The 23,550-nt window shown below is 72.4% G+C and carries 11 protein-coding genes; 10 read left to right on the top strand and 1 reads right to left on the bottom strand.

The genetic code is table 11. The annotated features are described in order from the left end of the window. The first annotated feature begins 33 nt into the window (after positions 1-33). Genes V4Y03_RS29645 through V4Y03_RS29625 form a run of 5 tightly spaced genes read left to right on the top strand, consistent with a single transcriptional unit; the run spans position 34 to position 14,848 of the window. Positions 34-9,390: a non-ribosomal peptide synthetase/type I polyketide synthase gene (locus tag V4Y03_RS29645; RefSeq protein ID WP_332436923.1), complete on the top strand. Its 9,357-nt coding sequence runs from the start codon at positions 34-36 to the stop codon at positions 9,388-9,390. After that, entirely contained in the window at positions 9,377-11,062 is a 1,686-nt protein-coding gene (locus tag V4Y03_RS29640) for a phytoene desaturase family protein (protein WP_332436922.1), read from the top strand. Before V4Y03_RS29645 ends, V4Y03_RS29640 begins: the two co-directional genes overlap by 14 nt. A gap of 11 nt (positions 11,063-11,073) precedes the next feature. Continuing rightward, positions 11,074-12,717: a phytoene desaturase family protein gene (locus tag V4Y03_RS29635; protein WP_317873893.1), complete on the top strand. Its 1,644-nt coding sequence runs from the start codon at positions 11,074-11,076 to the stop codon at positions 12,715-12,717. Continuing rightward, positions 12,714-13,769: an MDR family NADP-dependent oxidoreductase gene (locus tag V4Y03_RS29630; protein WP_332436921.1), complete on the top strand. Its 1,056-nt coding sequence runs from the start codon at positions 12,714-12,716 to the stop codon at positions 13,767-13,769. Before V4Y03_RS29635 ends, V4Y03_RS29630 begins: the two co-directional genes overlap by 4 nt. After that, positions 13,766-14,848, top strand: a complete 1,083-nt coding sequence (locus V4Y03_RS29625) for a Rieske 2Fe-2S domain-containing protein (protein ID WP_317873881.1) — start codon at positions 13,766-13,768, stop codon at positions 14,846-14,848. Before V4Y03_RS29630 ends, V4Y03_RS29625 begins: the two co-directional genes overlap by 4 nt. 240 nt (positions 14,849-15,088) lie before the next feature. Here the strand turns inward: V4Y03_RS29625 and V4Y03_RS29620 are convergent, their stop codons facing one another. Beyond that, positions 15,089-15,901 carry a glycosyltransferase family 92 protein gene (locus tag V4Y03_RS29620; protein ID WP_317873883.1) on the bottom strand — a complete coding sequence of 271 codons (813 nt, stop codon included), beginning with the start codon at positions 15,899-15,901 and terminating at the stop codon, positions 15,089-15,091. A 113-nt stretch (positions 15,902-16,014) separates the two neighbouring features. On the opposite strand from V4Y03_RS29620, the gene V4Y03_RS29615 reads away from it, so the two are divergent. From V4Y03_RS29615 to V4Y03_RS29595, 5 genes are all read left to right on the top strand, one after another. Further along, positions 16,015-16,326: a hypothetical protein gene (locus V4Y03_RS29615; protein ID WP_332436920.1), complete on the top strand. Its 312-nt coding sequence runs from the start codon at positions 16,015-16,017 to the stop codon at positions 16,324-16,326. 25 nt (positions 16,327-16,351) lie between these two features. Further along, the gene (locus V4Y03_RS29610) at positions 16,352-18,142 is read left to right on the top strand and encodes a JmjC domain-containing protein (protein ID WP_332436919.1); all 1,791 of its coding nucleotides are present in this window, start codon (positions 16,352-16,354) and stop codon (positions 18,140-18,142) included. Between the two features lie 69 nt (positions 18,143-18,211). Further along, entirely contained in the window at positions 18,212-19,768 is a 1,557-nt protein-coding gene (locus V4Y03_RS29605) for a radical SAM/SPASM domain-containing protein (protein WP_332436918.1), read from the top strand. Further along, entirely contained in the window at positions 19,765-20,952 is a 1,188-nt protein-coding gene (locus tag V4Y03_RS29600) for a JmjC domain-containing protein (RefSeq protein WP_332436916.1), read from the top strand. Before V4Y03_RS29605 ends, V4Y03_RS29600 begins: the two co-directional genes overlap by 4 nt. Further along, a complete protein-coding gene (locus tag V4Y03_RS29595) occupies positions 20,949-23,549 on the top strand; it encodes a YcaO-like family protein (protein ID WP_332436915.1) in 2,601 nt (866 codons plus the stop codon). Before V4Y03_RS29600 ends, V4Y03_RS29595 begins: the two co-directional genes overlap by 4 nt. Position 23,550: the final 1 nt, after the last annotated feature.

Here is a 23,550-nt window from a genome sequence, read left to right as displayed (position 1 = left end):
CGTACCGAGGCGCCATCAATTCCGGATTGGACCATGACCGACTCACCCAACACCGCCTTCCGTGAGAAGGTCGCCATCATCGGCATCGGCTGCCGTCTCCCCGGACAAGCGGGTGACCACCGGGCCTTCTGGCAGAACCTGATCGAGGGGCGGGACTGCCTCGTCCCCACCCCGGCGGACCGGTACGACACCAGCACGCTCGGCAGCCGTGACAGGGCCAAGCCGGGCCGGCTCATCGGTGGCCGGGGCGGCTACATCGACGGCTTCGACGAGTTCGACCCCCACTTCTTCGGCATCAGCCCGCGCGAGGCGGAGCACATGGACCCGCAGCAGCGGAAGCTGCTGGAGGTGTCCTGGGAGGCGCTGGAGGACGGCGGACAGAAGCCGGGCGAGCTGGCCGGACGGGACGTCGGGGTGTTCATCGGCGCCTTCACCCTGGACTACAAGATCCTGCAGTTCGCCGACCTCGGCTTCGAGACGCTGGCCGCCCACACCGCCACCGGCACCATGATGACGATGGTGTCGAACCGCATCTCGCACTGCCTCGACTTCCGCGGCCCCAGCCTCTCGATCGACACGGCGTGCAGTTCCTCCCTGGTCGCGGTCCACCTGGCCTGTCAGAGCCTGCTGCGCGGCGAGAGCGAACTGGCCCTGGCCGGAGGCACCCTGCTGCACCTGGCACCGCAGTACACGATCGCCGAGACCAAGGGCGGCTTCCTCTCCCCCGACGGGCGCTCGCGTGCCTTCGACGCCTCCGCCGACGGCTACGTACGAGCCGAGGGCGTCGGTGTGGTGGTCCTCAAGCGCCTGTCGGACGCCCTGCGCGACGGCGACCCCGTCCACGCGGTGGTGATCGGCAGCGGCGTCAACCAGGACGGGCGGACCAACGGCATCACCGTGCCCAGCGCGGACGCCCAGGCCACGCTGATCGAGCGGGTGTGCGCCGAGGCGGGGGTCGCACCCGGCAGCCTCCAGTACGTCGAGGCGCACGGCACCTCCACCCCCGTCGGCGACCCGATCGAGGCCGAGGCACTCGGCCGGGTGCTGGCGATCGGCCGACCACCGGGGGCCCGCTGCTACGTCGGCTCGGTCAAGACCAACATCGGGCACACGGAGTCCGCGGCCGGAGTGGCCGGACTGATCAAGACGGCGCTCGCCCTCCGGCACCGCCGCATCCCGCCGCACCTCAACCTGGAACGCCCCAACCCCGCCATCGACTTCGCCACGCTGCCGTTCGAGATCCCGACCGCGGCGGTCGACTGGCCGGAGCACGAAGGTCCCGCCCGGGCGGGCGTCAACTCCTTCGGCTTCGGCGGCACCAACGCACACGTCCTGCTGGAGGAGGCACCACCGATCCCGCAAGGTGAGGGGAGTGCGGCGGACCAGCCGCCGCCCCTCTCCGTGCTTCCGCTGAGTGCCCGCCACGCGGCCGGGCTGGCGGAACTCGCGGGCGGCATCCGGCGGGAACTCGCCACGGGGGTGTCGCTCACGGACCTCGGGCACACGCTCGCGCACCGCCGCCAGCGGTTCGAGGAACAGCTGGCGATCGTCCACTCCTCCCGCGAGTCCCTGGACGAGGCGCTGGCCGCCTGCGAGCGCGGCGAGCCGCACCCCCGGGCGGTACGGGGCCGCCGGCGGGACGCCGGGCAGCGGCGGCTGGTCTGGGTGTTCACCGGCATGGGGCCGCAGTGGTGGGGCATGGGACGCCAACTGCTCGACGCGGAGCCGGTCTACCGGGAGGCGGTGGAGCGCTGCGACCGGGAGATCCGCCGCCAGGCCGGCTGGTCGCTGCTCGACGAACTGACCAGGCCCGAGCCGGAGTCACGGATGGCTGAGACCTGGCTCGCCCAGCCTGCCAACTTCGCGGTCCAGTCGGGTCTTGCGGCACTCTGGGAGCACTACGGGGTGCGGCCCGACGCGGTGGTGGGACACAGCACCGGCGAGATCGCGGCCTTCCACCGGGCCGGGGTGTACGGGCTCGAGGACGCTGTCCGGGTGGCGCTGGGACGCAGCAGCCTCCAGCAGCGGCTCGCCGGCACGGGCGCCATGCTGGCGGCGAACCTGCCCGAGGAGGAGGCCGAACGGCTCGTCCGCCCGTACCGGGACCGGGTGTCGGTGGCCGCCGTCAACAGCCCGGCCTCGGTGACGCTCTCCGGGGACCCGGACACCCTCCGCGAGCTCGCCGACCGGCTGGGCCGGGATCAGGTCTTCACGCGGTTCCTCGACGTCGAAGTGCCGTACCACAGCGTGCGGATGGACCCGATCCGCGCCGAGCTGCACGAGGCGCTGGCCGGGATCGAGCCGCGTCCGGCGAGGCTCCCGCTGTACCTGACGGCCCGGGAAGGACGCGCGCTCGGACCCGAACTGGACGCCGGCTACTGGTGGGAGAACGTCCGGCAGCCCGTCCGGTTCCGCTCCGCGATCGACCGGCTCGTCGACGACGGCTACACCCTGTTCCTGGAGCTCGGCCCCCACCCCGTCCTCGGCCACTCGATCCGGGAGTGCCTGGACGCCCGGGCCGCGGACGGGCTGACCCTGCCCTCGATCCGCCGCCGGGAGGACGAACCCGAGCGGTTCGCCCGCTCCCTGGCCGAACTCCACACCCTGGGCGTCGAGGTCGACTGGACGGTGCTCCAGCCCGGGGGGCGGCCCGTGCCGCTGCCCCGCTATCCGTGGCAGCGGGACCGATACTGGGTCGAACCCCGCCCGGTGGAGCAGATCCGCCTCGGCCTGCTCGACCACCCCCTGCTCGGCCGCCGCACCGCCTCCCTCCAGCCGACCTGGGAGAGCCAGCTGGACACCGAGCGCCTGGCGTACCTGGCCGACCACCGGATCGAGGGCAGTACGGTCTTCCCGGCCGCCGGGTACCTGGAAATGGCCGCCCAAGCGGTACGCGCGATGACCGGCGGCGATCTCGCGACCCTGGCCGACGTGGAGTTCTCCCGGGCCCTGTTCCTGCCCGAGGGCGAGTCCGCCACCGTACAGCTCTCCTTCTCTCCGGAGGAGGCCAGGTTCACCATCGCCTCCCCCGCGGACTCCGGAGCCGGAGCCGCGGACCCCACGGTGCACGCGAGCGGAGTCGTACGCACCGGCCAGCCGTGCCGGGTCGCGGGACCGCTGGACGCCGAGTCCGTGCGTGCCCGCGGTGGGCGCCGTCTCGACGGGGCCGCCTGCTACGGAGAACTGGCGGCGCTCGGCTATCACTACGGCCCGGCCTTCCAGGCCATCGACGAGGTGTGGACCGGGCCCGGCGAGGCGCTGGCCCTGATCCGCCCCACCCCGGAGATCGGCGCCGACGCGGCGGGCTGCCACGCGCATCCGGTGCTGCTGGACGCCTGCTTCCAGACCATGCTGACCGCGCTGTCGCCGGACGGCGGGCGTTCCGGTGGCATCCGCCTGCCCGTCGGGATCGAGGAGGTGCGCCTGGACCCGGTCGGGGACCGGCCGCTGTGGGCGCACGCCACCGTCACCGAGGAGAACGGCGAGGAGCTGATCGGCGATCTCGCCCTGTACGCCGAGGACGGAACCCCGATCGGCAGGATCACCGGCTTCCGCGCGGCGGCGGTGGATCGCGTGGCCTCCGCGGTGAAGCTGAGCACCATCGACGGCTGGCTGGCCGAGGTCGGCTGGGAGGAACTGGCGTCGGAGGAGACCGAACCGGAGGGGTCCGGAGGGGAGGCGTCCGTCGGCCCGTCGGATACGCGGGCACCCGACCTGCTGCTGTTCGCCGACGAGGGCGGCCTCGCCGACCGGATGGCCGATCTGGTGCGGGCCCGTGGCGGGCAGTGCCTGCTCGTACGTCCCGGCCGCGCCTACCGGAGCGGCGGACCGTACGCGACTGTCCGGCCGGACTCGGCCGCCGATCTGCGGAGCCTGTTCGCGGACCTCGACCCGTCCTTCCGGACGGTGGCCCATCTGTGGAACCTCGACCTGCCGGCGCTCGACGCCGTCGCCGCCGGGGACCTCGCCGAGATCGGCACCATCGGTGCCTTCTCGCTCGTCCCGCTCGCCCAGGTGCTGCCCGAGGCCCGACCGGACGGACGGCTGCACATCGTCACCCGGGGCACCCAGGCCGTCAGGCCGGGCGATCCGGTGGAGCCGTTCGGCGCGTCCGCCTGGGGCATCGGCCGGGTCCTTTGGCAGCAGGAACTCACCGCCCATGCAGGTAAGTTGATCGATCTCGATCCGACCGCAGGACCGACTGGGCGACCGGACTCAAGCCCGCCCGCCCAGTCATCGCCGGAAGCCGAAGCCCTGCTGCGCGAGCTGGCGGCCGACGACGGCGAGGACGAGATCGCTCTGCGTGGCGTCCGCCGCCACGTCAGCCGGCTGCGTCCGCCCGCCGGTCTCACCCGCCCGCTGCCACTGCGGCTGCGTACGGACGGCAGCTACCTGGTCACGGGCGCGTTCGGGGCGCTCGGGCGGCTGCTCTGCCGCACCCTGGTGCGGCGCGGGGCCCGGCGCCTGATCCTGCTCGGCCGTACCGCCGTGCCCGAGCGCGGCGCGTGGCACGGGCTCGATCCGCGGAGCCCCGCCGGGCAGCGGGTCGCCTTCCTTCGCGAGCTCGAAGCCCTGGGTGCCGAGGTGCTGGTCGCCGCGGTCGACGTGACCGACCAGGAGGCGATGGAACGCTGGCTGGCCGAGCAGAGGAGCAGTGGACTGCCTCCGGTACGGGGCGTGTTCCACCTCGCCGGGCAGGTACGGGACGTCCTGCTGCCGTCGCTGGACCGTGCGGCCTTCGACGCCGGCTACGGGCCGAAGGTGCACGGCGGATACCTCCTGCACCGGCTGCTGCGAGAGGAGCCGGTGGAGCACTTCGTCCTGTTCGCCTCGGTCGCCTCGCTGCTGACCACGGCCGGTCAGGTCAACTACGCCGCCGGCAACGCCTTCCTGGACGCGCTCGCCCACCACCGTCGTGCGCGAGGCCTGCCCGCGCTCAGCCTGGACTGGGGGCCCTGGGCCACCGGCATGATCGAGGAACTCGGGCTGGTCGCCCACTACCGGGACGCCCGGGGGATGAGCTCGCTCGCCCCGGACACCGGGATGGCGGTCCTGGAGCGGGTGATCGGGCAGGACCGGGCCCAGCTGCTCGTCGCCACCGTGGTGGACTGGCCGGTGTTCCTCTCCTGGTACCCCACGCCGCCGCGACTGGTCTCCGGCCTCGCGGCCGCCGCCGCGCGGGCCACCCCGACCGGGCAGGGCGGCAGCCTGCTCGACACCATCCGCGGCTCCGACCCGACGGCTCGCGCGCGGCTGGTCGCCGAGCACTTCGCCGCGCTGGCCGCGGGCGTGCTCCGGGTGGGGCCGGAGCTGATCGACGCGGACAGCCGACTCGGCTCGCTCGGTCTCGACTCGCTGCTCGCGATGGAGCTGCGGGCCCGGGTCCACACCGAGCTGGGTGTCTCACTGCCGGTGGTCGCCCTGCTCAGCAACGGGCCGGTCGGTGAACTGATCGACCGACTCCTCGAAGGACTGGCCGAGCTGGTGTCGGCCGACGGGGCGCCGCAGGAGACGGCGGTGGAGCTGTTCACCGACGAGCACTGTCACCCGCTCACCCACAACCAGCAGGCCCTGTGGTTCCTGCGGCAGCTCAACCCGGACGGTTTCGCCTACAACATCGGCGGCGCGGTGGAGGTCCGTGCCGAACTGGACCCGGAGCTGCTGTTCGAGGCATTCCGCACCCTGATCGGGCGGCACCCGAGCCTGCGGGCGAGCATCACCACCGAATCCGGCCGCCCCGTGCAGCGCATCCGGAGCGACGTCCGCGCCGACACCCGCCTGTTCGACGTCGAGGGCCGGCCCTGGGAGGAGATCCGCGCGCTGCTGGTCGGGGAGTACCGCAGGCCGTACGACCTGGAGCGCGATCCCCTGGTCCGGCTGCGGCTGTTCCGGCGCGGGCCGGACCGCTGGGTCATCATGAAGGCCGTCCACCACATCGTCTCGGACGCGATCTCCACCTTCACGTTCATCGAGGAGCTGTTCGAGGTCTACCACGGCCTGCGCACGGGCCGGCCCGTGGAGCTCGCCCCGGTGGCGGCCCGCTACCTCGACTTCCTCAACCGGCAGAACCGCTTCCTGGCCGGGCCGGAGGCGCGGCGGATGCTGGACTACTGGCGCGGTCATCTGCCGGACGAGGTGCCGGTGCTCGACCTGCCCACCGACCGGCCGCGCCCGCCGGTGCAGACCGACAACGGCGCCTCCGAGTTCTTCCGGCTGGACGAGGAGCTGAGCGCCCGGGTGCACGCGCTGGCCCGCGAGCACAACGTCACCGTGTACGTGGTGCTGCTGACCGCGTACTACCTGCTGCTGCACCGGTGGTCGGGGCAGGACGAGATCGTGGTCGGCAGCCCCGTCACCGGCCGCACCGAGGAGGAGTTCGCCTCCGTCTACGGCTACTTCGTCAATCCCCTGCCCCTCCACGTCAGCCTGACCGGCGAGCCGACGGTGCCCGAGCTGCTCTCACGGGTGCGTGACACCGTCCTCGGCGGGCTGGACAACCAGGAGTACCCGTTCGTACTGCTGGTCGAGCAGCTGGGCCTGCAGCACGACCCGAGCCGCTCGGCGGTCTTCCAGGCGATGTTCATCCTGCTCACCCACAAGGTGGCCACGGAACGCTTCGGCTATGAGCTGGAGTACATCGAACTCCCCGAGGAGGAGGGCCAGTTCGATGTCACCCTGTCCGCCTACGAGGACCGTTCGGACGGCCGCTTCCACTGCGTCCTCAAGTACAACACCGACCTGTTCGACACGGAGACGGTCCGGCGGATGGCCGGCCACTACCGCAACCTCCTCGACGGGCTCACCCGCGCACCGGCCGAGCGCCCGGCCGGCCGGCTGCCGATGCTCGGCGCCGGGGAACGGGAGCGGATCCTCACGGAGTTCAGCGGCGGCGCCCGGAGGATCGACCACGACGTCCCGGTGCACGAACTGATCGGCAAGATCGCCGCCCAGTACCCGGAGGCGGTCGCCGTGTCCGTGCCCGGCGGGCGGCGCCTGGGCTACCGGGAGCTGGAGCACCGCTCCCGGCGCATGGCGGCCTCGCTGCGCGAACTCGGCGTCGGCGAGGGCACGGTGGTGGCGCTCCGCCTGGCCAAGTCCCCGGAGCTGGTGATCGCCCTGGTGGCGGTGCTCCGGGCCGGCGGCGCGTACCTGCCGCTGGATCCGGACCACCCGGCCGAGCGGCTGGCCGAGCTGATGACCCACGCCGGTGCCCGGCTCGTCGTGACCGATCAACCCCAGGACGGTGTGTCCCGGCTGCCCGGCAGGCCGGTGACCCCCGAGGAGCTGGACCGGCCCGAAGCCGACGCCCGGCCGGAGCCCGTCGTGGGCCTCGACCAGGCCGCGTATGTGATCCACACCTCCGGTTCCACCGGCCGTCCCAAGGCCGTCCAGGTCAGCCACCGCAACCTCGCGTCGGTGTTCGCGGCCTGGCAGTCGGAGTACCGGCTGGACACCGAGGCCCGGGTCCACCTGCAGATGGCGGGCGTCTCCTTCGACGTCTTCACCGGAGACGTGGTCCGGGCCCTGTGCTCCGGCGGCACCCTGGTCCTGGTCGACCGCGACCTGCTGTTCGACACCGCACGGCTGTACCGGACCATGCGGTCCGAGGGCGTCGACTGCGGCGAGTTCGTCCCGTCCGTGGCGCGCGGCCTGCTGGCGTACTGCGAGCGGGAGGGTCTGAGCCTGGACTTCATGCGGCTGCTGATCGTCGGCTCGGACGCGTGGAAGGCGGGCGAGCACCAGCGGCTCATCGCCGTCTGCGGTCCGGCGACGCGGGTGGTGAACTCCTACGGTCTCACCGAGGGGACCATCGACAGCGCCTGCTTCGAGGGTCCGGCCGGTCACCTGGAGGCGGGCCGGATGGTGCCGGTCGGCCGGCCGCTGCCCAACAGCGAGGTGTACGTCCTCGACCGGCACGGCGAGCCCGTACCGCCGGGCGTGGCAGGCGAGTTGTGGATCGGCGGCGCCGGGGTCGCCACCGGGTATCTCGGCGAACCTGAGCGGACGGCCGAGCGGTTCGTCACCCTCACGCCGGACCGCGATCCCGTGCGGCTGTACCGGACGGGCGACCTCGGTCACTGGGATGCCGACGGTGTGCTGCACCTCCTCGGCCGGGCCGACGGCCAGGTCAAGGTCCGCGGCCACCGGATCGAGACCGGCGAGATCGAGGCCCGGCTGGCCGCCCGGCCCGAGCTCGCCCAGGTGTGCGTCACGGTGCGGCGGGACGAGAGCGGCGAGAACCTGCTGTGCGCCTACTGCGTACCCGTTGAGGGCGCCGGTCTCGACGCGCGGGAGCTGCGCCGCCACCTCGCGGAGCAGCTGCCCACGTACCTGATCCCCGCGCACTTCACCGAACTGCCGGCCCTGCCGCTCACCGCGAACGGCAAGGTCGACCTCGCCGCGCTTCCGGAACCCCGCGCCGAGGCCGGACCGGACCGGCACGAGCCGCCGGTGACGCTGTACGAGCAGCGGATGGCCGCGCACTGGCAGGCCCTGCTCGGGCTCGAACAGCCCGGTCTGCGGGACGACTTCTTCGAGGCGGGCGGCAGCTCGATCAAGCTGATCGAGCTGATCCACCACCTCCGGACCGAGTTCAACGCCGCCGTCCCGGTCGGCCGGCTGTTCCGGACCAGCACCCTGCACGGCATGGCCCGCACCCTGGAGGACGTCGTCACCGGACGGCTCCCCGGCGCGGAGCCGTACCTGTGGTTCAACCCCGGCGCGGACCGGACCAGGACGGTCTTCTGCCTGCCACCGGCGGGCGGCCACGGGCTGGTCTACCGGCAGCTCGCGGCCCTGATCCCCGACCACCGCTTCGCCGCGTTCAACTACCTCTCCGGCACGGACAAGGCCGCCCGCTACGCGGATCTGGCCGAGGAGCTGCACCCGGGCGGACCGTACATCCTGTTCGGCTACTCGCTCGGCGGCAACCTCGCCTTCGAGATCGCCGAGGAGCTGGAGCGGCGGGGCCGGACGGTGAGCACCGTGGTCATCATGGACTCGTACCGGATCACCGAGGCCGTCACCCTCGGCGAGGAGCACCTGGCCGAGTTCGAGCAGGAGCTGGCCGGGCACCTGCACCGGCACACCGGGTCCGAGATCGTCGCCCGGGAGACCCTCGAACAGGCCCGGGAGTACCTCGCCCACTGCGGTGCCCATCCCGCCCTGGGCGTGCTCCGCGCCCCGATCGTGGTGATCTCCGACCAGGACAAGCTGCGCCACTTCGCGGCGGGCGAGCCCGGAAGCTGGCACAGCGCCTCCACCGCCGGCTGCACGCTCCTCCAGGGCCACGGGCGGCACGCCGAGATGCTCGACGGCGCGTTCCTGGACCGCAACGCCGAGCTGGCCCGCACCCTGCTGGCGGGAGGTGCCCCGCATGGCGGCGCGTGACACCGGCCCCCGTTGGAGCGCCCGGCCTCCTGGCGGACGGCCGCGCGTCATCATCATCGGCGCGGGCATGTCGGGCCTGGCCGCCGGCTGCTACGCGCAGATGAGCGGGCTGGAGAGCCGCATCTTCGAGAAGCACGTCCTGCCCGGCGGCTGCTGTACCGCCTGGGCCCGGCAGGGCTACCTCTTCGACTACTGCATCGACTGGCTGATCGGCACCGCCCCCGGCACCGGGGCGAACGACGTCTGGCGCGAGCTCGGCGCGCTGGACGGCAAGCGGATCACCTCGTTCGACCAGTTCAACCGGGTCGTCGACGAGCACGGCAGATCCGTCACCTTCTACAACGACCCCGACCGGCTCCAGCAGCACCTGCTGGAGGTCTCGCCCGCCGACGCCCGGCTGATCCGCTCGTTCTGCCGGGACCTCCGGCGCTTCGCCGCCCTCGACCCACGCTGGGAGCTGAAGCCGCCGCCGCTGAAGTCCGCGGCGGAGAAGGCCGGGACGCTGCTCGGCATCCTGCCCGCGTTCCGTCTGTACTGGCGGACCGCGGCCACCCCCATGCGCCGCTTCGCGGACCGCTTCGAGGACCCGTTACTGCGGCGGGCCTTCCCGAACATGTTCCTGCAGGAGCTCACCGGCTTCCCGCTGCTCCCCTACCTCTTCACCATGTCCTGTGCGTACAACGGCAACGCGGGCTTCCCGGAGGGCGGTTCGCTCGGGCTGGCCCGTTCGGTCGAGGAGCGCTACGCCGGCCTCGGCGGGCACGTCGGCTACCGCTCCCGGGTGGAACGCATCCTCGTCGAGGACGGGCGTGCCATCGGCGTACGGCTCCGCGACGGGCAGGAGCACTTCGCCGACCACGTGATCGCCGCCTGCGACGGCCCGACGGTCCTGGACCGGCTGCTTGACGGGCGGTGGACCAGCCCGCGTACCGACCGCCTCTACCGCGAGCTGCTGGACACTCCGGACAACCTGTACCCGGCGGTGGTCTCCGCGTTCGTCGGCCTGGACGGCCCCCTGCCCGCCGGTGAGCCGCACAGCACCACCTACCTGCTCGGCGCGGAGCAGGGCGCCGCTCTGCCGGGCTGCCTGCAGCACAGTCTGGTGGTCCAGCAGCGTTCGGGCTACAGCACCGGCTTCGCGCCGGCCGGGAAGTCGGTGCTGCACTGCACCTACTTCACCGACCACCGGTCCTGGCAGGAGCTGCGCGGCGCCGACCGCCGGGCGTACCGGGCGCGCAAACAGCAGGTCGTCGACTTCCTCCGCCGGTTCCTGGCCGAACGGCACCCGGGCATCGACGAGCGGATCGAGCTCGTCGACGTGGCCACCCCGGCCACCACGGAGCGCTACACCGGCAACACCTACGGGAGCATCCTGGCCTGGAAGGCGTTCTCCGAGGCCGACGACGTGTCGACCGCGCTGGTCAACCGGGACCGGATGCGGCTGCCGGGCCTGAGCGGTTTCTCGATGGCCGGGCAGTGGACCGGCATGGGCGGCCTGATCCGGGCGGCCACCAGCGGCCGGTACGCCGTCCAGTACCTCTGCGCCGAGCTCGGCCAGGAGTTCCGGGCCTGGCCGAGCGAGGGGACCGAACCCTGGCACCCCGGGAAGCTGGGCCGGCTGCCGCAACTCGAACCACGACGGACTGCCCGGAAGGCGGAGGTGGCCGAATGACCAGAAGGACCATGCTGATCGTCGGCGGGGGTCTCGGCGGCCTGTCCACCGGCTGCTACGCCCAGATGAACGGATACCGCAGCAGGGTGCTGGAGATGCACGAGATCCCCGGTGGTTCCTGCACCGCCTGGGACCGGGGCGACTTCACCCTGGACTGCTGCGTCAGCTGGCTGCTCGGCAGCGGCCCCGGCAACGAGATGCACCAGATCTGGCTGGAGCTCGGCGCCCTCCAGGGCAAGCGGATGCGCAACTTCGACGTCTTCAACACCGTGCGCGGCCGGGACGGCCGGGCGGTCCACTTCTACTCCGATCCGGACCGCCTGGAAGCCCATCTGCTCACCCTCTCACCCGCCGACGCCCGCCCGATCCGGGACTTCTGCGCCGGGCTGCGCACCTTCCGGCGCGCTCTGGCCCGTTATCCCTTCCTCACCCCCGTCGGGCTGATGGGCCGACGGGAACGGTGGCGGATGCTGGCCTCCCTCATCCCGTACTTCAACGTGATCCGACGCTCCATCACCGTCCTGATGCGGGACTACTCCCAGCGGTTCCAGGACCCTCTGCTGCGCGAGGCGTTCAACTTCATTCTGTACGAGAAGCACCCCAACTTCCCGGTCCTGCCGTTCTATTTCCAGCTCGCCGCGCACGCCGGCCAGTCCGCCGGCGTGCCCGAGGGCGGTTCGCTCGGCCTGGCCCGTTCGGTCGAGCAGCGCTACCGGGGGCTCGGCGGAGAGGTCACGTACAACGCCAAGGTGGTGGAGATCCTGGTCGAGGAGGACCGGGCGGCCGGCGTCCGGCTCAGCGACGGGACCGAGCTCAGGGCCGATATCGTGGTCTCCGCCTGCGACGGCCGCACCACCCTCATGGAGCTGCTCAAGGGCCGGTATCTCACCGACACGTACCGCGAGCTCTACACCAGGACCATCACCGAGCCGGACATGGTCTTCCCCGGCTACTTCACCGTCTTCCTCGGGCTGCGCCGCGCCTTCCCGGAAGGCGAGCCCTGCACCACACACCTGCTGGACGAGGCCTTCGCGGCCCGGCTCACCGGGATCCGCCACCCCAGCATCAACGTCCAGTTCCGCAGCCGCCACTACCCCGAGCTGTCGCCCCCAGGCACCTCGGTCGTGTACGCCACGTACTTCTGCGACATCTCGCCCTGGCGGGAGCTGAGCACCGGCCCGGAGCAGGCCACGCGGCTGCGCCGGGGCGAGGAGCTGCACACCCTGCCGGTCGGCCGTGGGCGCGCGTACCAGCGGGCCAAGCGGCAGGTGCGGGACGCGATCACGGACTTCCTCGAAGAGCGCCACCCGGGCCTGCGGGACGCGATCGCGGTGAGGGACGTCTCGACCCCCCTCACCCAGGTCCGCTACACCGGCAACTACGACGGCACGGTGCTCGGCTGGCAGCCCTTCGTGACGAGCGGCGAGACCGTGGAGCAGGAGGTCAAGCGCCACGGGCCGGGTCTGCCCGGGCTCGCCGACTTCTACCTCTCCGGTGTCTGGGCCACCACCGGCGGCCTGATCAGGGCCGCCGCGTCCGGACGGCACGTCATGCAGTTCGTCTGCCGCGACGACGGCCGGCCGTTCACCGCCACCGTCGACCACAGCGCCCCCCTTCCCGTCCAACTCATCGACCCGGCAGGAGCAACCCCTTGAAGACCGAGAAGTGGATCGTCAGCGAGCACAACGACGGTGTCCCGGACGTGGACCGGATGTACGTGAAGGTGGTGGAGGACCTCGACACCGAGCTGGCCGAGGACGAGATGCTCCTGCGCACCCGGTACGTCTCCGTCGACCCGTACCTCCAGGGGATCGCCCTGGACACTCCGGTCGGCGACCACATGGGCGCCGACTCGATCATGGAGGTGCTGGCTGCCGGGCCGCGCGCCAGGTTCGCCGTCGGTGACCTGGTCCAGGGCTTCGGTGGCTGGCGCACGCACCTGGTCAGCAACGGTGCCCCCGCGCTGTGGCAGACCGGGACCTTCCCGATGGTCTTCCCCGGCTACCGCCGGCTGGACCCGGCCCACTACGACGACGCGCTGCCGCTGAGCACCGCGCTCGGTGTCCTGGGCGGTGCGGGCATGACCGCCTGGGGCACCCTCAACAGGTTCATGACCATCCGGCCCGACGACACGCTGGTGATCAGCGGCGCCTCCGGCGCGATCGGCACGCTGATCGGCCAGTTGGCCAAGCGGGCCGGGGCGCGGGTGGTCGGCACCACCGGTTCGCCGGAGAAGGCGGCCCGGCTGACCGCACTCGGCTTCGACGCGGTGGTCGACTTCCGGCACGGCGGGGACGCCGCCCAACTGCGGGAGGACTTCGCCAAGGCGGCCCCCGGCGGGGTCGACAAGTACTTCGACAACCTCGGCGGGGTCATCACCGACACCGTGTTCCCCATGCTCAATGTGGACAGCCAGGTCGCGGTCTGCTGGCAGTGGGCCAGCCAGGTCGGCGGCGAATGGTCCGGTCCGCGCCTGCTGCCGTACATCATGTTCCCCCGCACCACGATCCGGGGAATCTTCGCGCTGGAGTGGTTCACCGACGAGAACTGGGCCGCCCTGCACGCCGACCTCGGCCCGCTGGTCCGCGGCGGGGAGGTCCGGTACCAGCAGACCGTGCACCGGGGCTTCGACAGTATCCCCGCCGCCTACCGCAGCCTGTACACCGACCGGGCCGGGTCCTTCGGCAAGGTGCTGGTCGAGCTGTGAACCGCGGGTACACCCGGTCCTTCACCGAGGGCCCGAGCCCGGCCGACGCACACGCGCCGAGCCTGCCGTACCCCGACGGCTGGTTCGCGGTGGCCTTCTCCTCGGAACTGGTGCCGGGCACCGTGCTGACCCGGCCGCTCCAGGGCGAGGACGTGGTGCTCTACCGGCTCCGAGACGGCGGTGTGCGGGCGGTCCGCCCGTACTGTCCGCACCTGGGGGCCCACCTCGGACTCGGCTCGGTGGAGGGGGACGACCTGCTCTGCCCCTTCCACCGCTTCGCCTTCGGCCCCGACGGCTCCTGCCTGCGTACGGGGTACGGCACGCCACCGCCGCCGTCGTCCGACCTGACGCTGCTGCCGGTGTGCGAGGTCAACGACGCCGTCTTCGTCTGGCGGCACCATGACGGGCGGTCACCGGACTGGGAACTCCCGGCCTGGCACACCCTCGGCGCGCGGGCCCCCCGTCTCGCCACCTGGGAGATGGCGGGCCACAGCCAGGACGTGGTCGAGAACGCGGTGGACACCGGGCATTTCACCCCCCTGCACGGCTGGGGCGAGTCCGAGGTCGCCGAACCCGCCACGTTCGAGGGACGGAGCTTCCGGGTGTCGGTCCGCTCCCACGAGCGGGTGCCGCTGCTGGGCGAGAGCCCTCTGGAGGTGACGCTGGAGGGCTGCGGCATCAGCCGCGTCCACGTGTGCACCGCCCTCCCGAGGTTCGGAGTGCGCACCTGTGCCATGTACGCGGCCACGATGATCAAGCCTGCCGTGTTCCAGCTCCGGCAGGCGAGTTGGCTCGACATCGCCGAGCCGGGCGCGCTTCCGGCGCCGGTGGCACGCTGGCTGAGCCGCTCGGCGGCGCGCCTTCTGGCCGGGGTGATGTTCCAGGGGAACTGCGAGTTCGTCGCCCAGGACTTCCCGGTGTGGGCGACCAAGCGCTACCAGTCCCCGCCCCGGCTGGCCAGGGGCGACGGTCCGATCGGCCCGTTCCGGCACTGGGCCCGCCAGTTCTATCCGGCGGACCCGCTGCGGGCGCACGTGCCGTCGTCGGTCCGCCCGGCGGAGGGAAGCAGGACGACCTGAGGGGTGAGGGGGCGCCTCGCAGCCGCCGGGGCCGTCCCCGGGGGGCCATCCGCTGCTCGCGCAGCGCGTCCGGGGCCTTCTTGGTGATCTCGATGGCGCCCGGGGGGATCTCGGGCGCGTCGGCGAAGGCGGTCGGGGCCCAGACGAGAGAGCCGGTCGCCAGGGTGGTCGCGGCGGCGGTGACCGTCGGCCGGGCGTCCACCACCTCGGGTGCGGTCCGGCTACGGCAGGCGGCGAGTCCTACCGAGCTCGCCCCAGCCGCTCCCGCAGGCCCGGCAGGAACCGCCGGATCTGCCGGTCCTCGACGTCGTCGTACGCCGTGCGATGGAAGTCGACGGCTTCCGATGTCAGCTCCCAGCCCTTCGTTTCCGCCGCGCGGGGAAGCTTGGTGCCGAGGAGGAACTCCTCGTCCCGGGTCCAGTAGTGGTGGACGCGCATGCCGCCACGCCCGGGTGCCGGGTCGGCCGGAACGGTGACGTAGGCGCTGCCGGGCAGGAGCTCGCAGCGGTGAATACCCGCCTCGGCGACTCGGTGCGGTTTGACGATCGACTTCCCCGGATTCGGGCGTGCCGCCATGCGGCGGCACATGCGCTCGGTGAGCAGTTCCCCGGTACCCAGCCGCCGCACGCCCGATGTTCCGAACATGCGCCATTCCACGTGCACCGCTCCCGCCTCCTCGTGGTCCGAGAGGAACTCGATGACGGTGGGGGCGACGGTCGGTACGAGGAACTCGTCGACGTCGACGAGGGCCAGCCAGCGCACGGCTCCGCGGAGTTCCCTGCACAGCCCGCCCAGGACCACGTGCTGGTACTGGTTCCACCGGCGCCCCGCGTACGCCGGCGGGCAGGGCTTCTCAATGACCTGGACGACGCCTTCGTCGACGTAGGGCTTCACCACGTCCCGGTAGTCGTCCTCGCTGCGGTCGTCGACGAGGAAGAAGCGCTGCACGCCCATCAGCCGGTGGAACTCGATCCATTCCCTCAGGAATCTGGCTTCGTTCCGGAAGGTGCATCCGATGGCGAGGTCCAGCGGAAAGTGCCGTTCGGGTGTCACACCCTCGCCTGGACCTCCATTTCGTTGACTGTGCTTCAGGTCACTGCTAGGAAGGCTTTCCCTCAACATAGTCCCCTTCGTCACAACTTGACGTGACAAGTCAGGAGTACACCATGTGTGAGAACACCGACATGACGCAGCCACGCAAAGAAATCGTGGTGGAGGTGTTCGAAGGAGCCGACACGCCGCGAGTGGAGCTGAACGACGGCGACCGGGTCGCCATCGAGCTCCGCCGCCGCACCGGGCAGGCCGACACCTCCGACGCGGCCGACGAGGGCGACGCCGGCGACGAGACGGCGGCGGAGCCCGAGGAGGTCATGTCCATCTCCCTCCAGACCGTCGACATCGAGCTGGACAACCAGAGCTTCGGCATGATCACGGCCTGCACGGGATGCGCGTCCAACGTCGGCGGGCCGAGTTGCTGAGCGACGCCGCTCGGGACTGATTCCCATGGACACGGAGAAGCGAGGGCTGGCCACCGTCCTCGGCAGCCCGGACGTCACCTCCTTCCTCCGCACGAGCTGGGAGCGCGAAGCGCTGCTGCTCCGCGGGGCCGCCGCTCCGCTGGTCGGGCGGCTGTTCACGATCGAGGACTTCGAACGGCTGGCCTGCGGCGGAGGCGCCGATCTCAGCGTCGTACAGGAAGGCCGGGCACGGCCGGTCGTCCCCCACCACTCCGACCGGTCCCCGGGGCGGGACGTCCTGACCGCCTACCGCTCCGGCGCCACGCTGCTGCTCTCCCTCCTGGCCCGCCGCTGCACCCCGGTCGGCGAGCTGTGCCGCGGCATCGAGTTCGACCTGCTGGAGCTGGGCGTGCTCCCCGCCGAGCCCGTGAGTGCCAACGCGTACCTCACTCCGCCGCGCGCACAGGGCTTCGATCGCCACCACGACGACCATTCGGTGCTCGTCGTCCAACTGCACGGCACCAAGAGGTGGGAGGTCTTCGCGCCCGGGTCGCAGCGCTCGGGAACGCTCGTCTCCGCGACGCTGGAGCCGGGCGACGTCCTGTATGTCCCCCAGGACTTCCCCCACGTCGCACACACGACCGACGAGGCCTCGCTGCACCTCACGCTCGGTCTGCACACGCTGTCCTGGGCGGACGCCATGGCGGACATGCTGCGCGACCACGAGCCGTTCCGCCGCTCGGTCACCGGACCCACGGTCCTCGGACCCGCGCTGCCCGACCTCCCGGACCTCGACGTCCCCGCCTATCTGCGGGAACGCCGCGTACGGTGCGTCGCCGGACTCGATCCGCTGCCCGGTGGGCAGCTGGTGGCGGGCAGCGCCGCCACCGCGATCGCGCCGGACACCGTCGTGCGCAGAGTGCCGCTGATGCCCAGCGAATCCGACAGCGACCGCGGGCTCGCGCGACTGACCTTCCCCGGCGGCACCCTGCGCCTCGACGGGCGGCTCCAGCCCGTCGTCGACCACGTGTCGAAGGCGGAGTCCTTCACTCCGAGCGAGCTGCCGCGGGTCGGTCAGCACTACGACGCCGTCGAGCTGACCCGGATCCTCGTGCGGCACAACCTCTTCCGGCCGGTCGACAGCACCGCCGGACCGGCATCGCCCGTGCTGACCGCGGCCCCTGCGGGAGGCCCGGCCACGGCCTCGGCCGCCCCCACCCGAGCGGAAGATCCTGTCCTACGGACCCGCAACCCGACCCTGGTCCGTGACGGCGGCCCTTCGGCCGGCCATCACCTGGGCTGGATGCGCCTGCGGGAACGCCTCACCGCCGCCGACTGCGACGACCTCGTCGCAGCCTGCCGCGATCTCCCGCTGACGGCACCGACCACCGTGGACGAGGCCGGGCATCCCGGCCATCGGCGAGCGGAGACCCGGCACGTACCGAAGGGGCCACGCACCGAGTGGATCTACCGACTGGTCGATTCCGTGGCGCGGGAGGCCGCGCGGACCGTCTACGGGTTCGATCTGTCAGGCATCACGCGCGCTCCGCAGTACGTCGAGTACCTCCCCGGCAACGGGCACTTCCACCGGCACAACGACTACAGCCACGACCAGGCCGACTCCCCCCGGAAGATCACCGTCATCGTCCAGCTGTCCGATGCGTCCTCGTACGAGGGCGGGGGATTGCAGATGTTCGGCGTCGACACCGAGGAACTGCCGCGCGAACGCGGCTCGGTGCTGGTCTTCCCGTCCCTGATCGACCACCGCGTCACGCCGGTCACCAAGGGGCTGCGTCGCGCTCTGGTGGCCTGGGTCGCGGGCCCCCGGCTGCGGTGATCCCGAGGTCACCGCTCCGGCCGCCCCCCGTTCTCCGTTCCCTCCCCATCCGGCCCCCGAGGAGCCACGATGAGCAGCAAGCAGACCCTGGTGACCCTTCGCGCCTGGCAGGGGGGACCGGCACTCTCCGGACCCGACGACGCACAGCCGTTCCCGCGGTTCGGCGCGCCGGACCGGGCTCCGTACGGCGCCGTCGGTCTGACGGACCACCCGTCGCCCACCGTCGCCACCCCCGCCCGGTACCCCGCCCGCCGGTCCGCCGACGGCTCCCGCGCGGTCTACGACCTGCCCACGAAGGAGCCGGTCCCGTTCGTCTCCTCGCTCGCCCATCACCAGGTCGACGGCGCCCACCTCTGGATCGCCGTGGAGGACGGCAAGCTGCTGGTCGCCGACGACGTCGACCACGCGCTGCTCACTCTCCTCGTCGCCGGCACGACGCCCGTCGACGCCGCCCGCGAGCTGCACCGGTCCCACGGGCTCGACCCGGACGCGGCGACGCGGGCGATGGCCAAGCTCGTCGCGCGGGTCGCACACGCCGGGATGGTGCGCGGGATCCGCGGCCACCACTCGGTCAAGCAGGTACGGCCGCACGTGTTCGCCCGCTTCCATCTGACCAACCGCTGCCAGCTCGAGTGCGTGCACTGTTACACCGGCTCAGGCCCGTTGCTGCCCAAGGACGGCGAACTGACCACCGAACGCTGGATCAGGCTGGTGGAGGACTTCGCGGCGAACGGCGGGGAGAAGCTGCTCCTCACCGGCGGCGAGGCGCTGCTGCACGAGGGCTGCATCCCGGTGATGCGGCGAAGCCACGAACTCGGGCTCGAGGTCACGCTGTTCTCCAACGGCATGGCCGTGCCCAAGCACCTCGGCGACATCGTGCGCTACGCCGACATCGTGCAGATCAGCGTGGACGGGCCCACCGCCGAGTCCCACGACGCGATCCGCGGCCCGCACTCCTTCCGCCGGGCCGTGCGCGCCATCCGTCTCCTGCTCGACGCCGGAGTGCAGACGCGGGTCAGCACGACCGTCATGGCCGCCAACTGGGCGGCTGTGAAAGCGGGACTCCCGGGCTTCACCGAGCAGTGGCGCGACACGGACCTGCGGTTCCGGATCAGTTACGGCGCCATGGCGCACGGCCGGGGCACGGACCTCGACCACGACCTGGACACCGACGAGGTGCGGGCGTGGGTCGACGCGCTGCTCGGCGAGCTGCGCGAGGAGGACGACAAGGTCCACGGGTCCAACATGGTCCAGAAGATCAGCGGTTGCGGATACGCCGAGCAGCTCGTGGTCGCCCCCGACGGGCTCGTGTACCCCTGCCACCTGATGTCCGGTGCGCTCGGCCACGTCGACCAGCTGCCGCTCGGCGAGATCACGACATACCTCGGGCGCACGGCCGCGGCCTTCGGGGTCGACAACCGGGAGGGCTGCCGCTCCTGCGACCTGCGCAACCTGTGCGGCGGGACCTGCCGTGTGGAGGACGAGAAGCACACCGGCAGCAGACTGGTGACCACCTGCACGCCCGAGGAGAAGCTGCGCAGGCGGCGCTTCCTCGTCCAGCGCTACCGACCGATCCCCCACCCCGCGCCGCCGGCCGGTTCCGAGCCGGGGCGGGAGGACGCGTGACGCTCGCCGAACTGCTCCGCCCGACGGACGCGGCGGCCTTCGTCGACTCGGTACGGAGTCGGGAGCCGCGTCTGTTCCCCGGCGTCGCCTCAAGTGCCCCGCCGCTCGACATGGACGGCTTCGAGGCCATGCTCGGTGCCCTGCACCACGCGCACGAGGGCGTGCTGCACCTGGCCCGCGGCGGAGACCGACGACCCTTGCCGCCGACGCTCGTCGACGCGGACGGCATGCTCGACCTGCGACAGGTCCGGCGGTTGTTCGAGGACGGCGAGACGCTCTACCTGACCAAGGCGCACCGGCTCTCGCCGGCTCTGGCCGACCTGTGCCGCGGCATCGAACTCGACCTGGCCGAGCATGGCGTCGCCCTCCGGGCGCCGGCCGGTGCCCACGTGTTCGCCACACCGGCCGCGGCGCAGGGGTTCGCGCCGCACCGCGACGACCACGGGAGCCTGGTCGTGCAGCTCGACGGGCACAAGATCTGGCGGGTGGAGGAGGGCAACGGCCCGCAGCAGCCGTGCGGGGTCCCGGCGCGGGAGTGGGCACGGATCCCGCAGCGGGAGTTCGCGCTGGAGCCGGGGGACGTGCTGTACGTGCCCGAGTACCGCGGGCACGCGGCCCGGACCGGGACCGCATCGTCCCTGCACCTGACGATCAGGCTCTTCCCGCTGCGCTGGCGGGACGTCCTCGACGAGGTCGTGGCGGGCCTGCCCGGTCTGGACGGGCCGGTCCCGCATGCCCGTACGGCCGATGCCGACGCGCTCGCCGCCGGGCTGGCCGACCTGCTCGGCTCCCCGGGCATCCGTACGGCGCTGCCGGGCATGCTCGGCGGACTGTCCGCCCGGCGCGCCGCCCGGCGGGCGGTCCTTGCGGACGGCGGGCTCGGCGAGCGCGGCGGCCTGGAGGGGATCGACGAGAAGACGTGGCTGGTGCGCGCACGGGGCACGGACTGCCGCGTGAGCGCGGACGACGTCTCCGCGACGATCCATTTCCCGGGCGGCGCGGTCCGCGGCCCGATCGGTGTGCTGGCAGCGTTCGAGCACGTGGCCGGGGCACGCGTGCTGCGTGCCGTCGACCTGCCCGGCGCCCTCGCCCCGCGCGCCGCGGTCGATGTCGTCCGGAAGCTCGTGTCCGAGGGGCTGCTGCGCCGCTCGCGGCCGGGCGAGATCGATGGGCTCGTACGGTGAGCACACAGCCGGTCGTGTTCCTGGGGCCGTCGATGCCTCTCGCCGAGGCCCGTCTGCTCCTCGACGCCGACTACCGTCGGCCGGTCCGGCGCGGCGACCTCGACGCGTTCCCTGCCGGGCAGGTCGTCGGGATCGTCGACGGCGTCTTCGAGCAGTCCCTCGCCGTCAGCCCGGCAGAGGTGCGCCTGGCCGTCGACCGGGGAGTCGTCGTGTACGGCGGTGGCAGCATGGGCGCGTTGCGCGCGGCCGAGGTTCCCGGTGTCATCGGCATCGGGCTGGTCCATGCCTGGTACCGCGACGGCGTCGTCAGCCGGGACGACGAGGTCGCGCTGCTGTTCGACGCGGCGACCGCCGCTCCTCTGACCGTGCCCATGGTGAACGTCCGCTACGCGATCGACCGCCTGCACCGGGGCGGCACCATCGACCGACCCACCGCCGACCGTCTGCTCGCGGCCGCGCTGAAGCTGCCGTACAAGGCGCGCACCCACCGCCGCATCGTCCGCTCCGCCGGGCTGCTCGATCGCGCCGACGGCGATGACCTCGTCGCCATGCTGGCGGGGCACGACCTCAAGCACCGGGATGCCCAGTCGGTCCTGGAGGCGGTGGGGGCGGCCCGTGTGGCGCCCGTGCCCGGTGAGCGGCCCCAAGTGAACGTGGGCCGCCCGGTCGCCGAGCCCGTCGCCACCGGTACGGCTCTGATCTGGGAGAGCGGCGACCGGGTCGACGACGACGAACTGTTCGCCTTCCTCACGTACACGGGTCGGCTCGAACCGCTGGGCCGTGCCGCCCATCCCGTACCGCCCGAGCTGCTGCCGGCGGTCGACGCCGAGGCCGCTCGGGCCACGTTCCGGTCCGCCGTGCGCCGCTGGGGGTGGCTGAGCACGGAGGAGGCCCGGGTCACGCTCGCGGACCTCGGCATCGACCTGTCGACCCTCAACCGCCGTGCCGAGGCGGAGGCCGTGGCCGATGCCGGGCTTACGGCGTGGGCCAGGGTCGATCGCGAGGTGTTCCGGCGATCGGTGCGCGCCGCGCTGTTCCTGCACGACGCCTCGCTCAAGCGGGAGGTGATGCGGTGCGGTGCGCTGCGCCTGTTCGCCGAGCGGGATCCCCGCCCGGCGGGAACCGAGGAACTCGCCGAGGCGTGGCAGGTGCTCTGCAAGGCGAACCTGGCCGTCGACCGGGAGGCCCTGCGGCAGCGGTGGGCACAGTGGGGTCACGGCGACCGCGCCGCTCAGGACGCCTTCGCCGAAGGGCTCGCGCGGGCTCGGCGCAACGTCCGGACACTGGCCGCGACGATGGCCGGCGGGGCCCTGCCCGCCGGGGCCCGCCCCGTACCGCACCCTGCCCTGGGGCTGCGCAGTCGGCCGAAGCCTCCGGGGGAGCGACGCTTCTGCACCTCTCTGAGGCAGGCGCGCGACCACGCGGAGAGGCTGGCGAAGGCCATCGGGATCACCCGGATCGGGATGGTCGGCGAGCTCGGGGACATCGGCGGCGTTCAGATCGCGCAGGCCGCCCGGCCCGACGGCCGCTGGTCGAGCACGTACGGAAGCGGCAAGGGGCTCACCGAGGACGGTGCGTACGTCGGCAGCGTCATGGAGGAGTTGGAGAAGTGGGCGCAGGAACGCTGGGTGCCGCGCGCCGACGACCTCGTCGAGGCCAGCTACCGCGAGCTGGGCGCCGAAGCCGTCGACCCGGCGGGACTGGCCTTGCCGTACGACAGCGGTTACACCCCCGAGCTGCCGCTGACCTGGGTGCGCTGCCCGGACCTCCTCACCGCGCGGACGGTCCTCGTCCCGCTCGACCTGCTGCGGCTCGAACGCGGCCGGGGCGATATCTGCTTCAGTCCGCGCGGGGCACGGAAGGTCATCGCGACCAATGGTCTGGGGTCGGGATTCTCCCTCGAGGAGGCGTTGCTGCACGGGCTGTGCGAGTACCTGGAGCGCCATGCCCAGCGCCTCGCGGAGGTCGCCCTGGTGAACCCCGGTGGGACGGGGGCGCCGCCGTTCCGGTTCGTGGACCCCGACACCGCTCCGGACCGGGCGCGCGAGGCTGCGGACCGGCTGCGCCGGGCCGGGCACGTGGTCCGGGTCCTCGACATCACGTCTGAGGTCAAGGTCCCCACGTTCATGGTGACGGTGTGGCGCGGCCTGGACCGTGCCGAGGGCTACGGCACCCATCCTGATCCCGGGACGGCGGTCGAAATGGCCCTGCTGGAGGCCGCCCAGTCGATCGCCTGCTCGGTGGCGGGAGGTCGCGAGGACCTCACGATCAGGGCCCGCAGCCTCGGTCGGCACGAACGGCCGCGTCCCATCGCGCACGAGGACGCCTGGTTCTGGCTCGACCCGGACATCATCGCGGCCCCGCTCCCCCGAGGGCTCACGGGTGACGACGTGCTCGACGACCTGCGGTGGACCCTGCGGCGGGTCGCCGACGCCGGTGTCTCCCACGTTCCCGTGCTCGACCTCTCCCGCCCGGAGACCGCGCCCGGCCACGTCGTGCGGGTGATCGTCCCCGGTCTGGAGAGCAACAATCCGTTTGCGACCGGAGAGCGCGCCCGGCTGACGCTCCTGCGCGACCTGCTGCCCCGCTGGTCCTGAA

The organism is Streptomyces sp. P9-A4 (genome assembly GCF_036634195.1).
Classification (GTDB): domain Bacteria; phylum Actinomycetota; class Actinomycetes; order Streptomycetales; family Streptomycetaceae; genus Streptomyces.
Note: the sequence above shows the minus strand (reverse complement) of the source record. Positions and strands in the feature narration are given on the sequence as shown.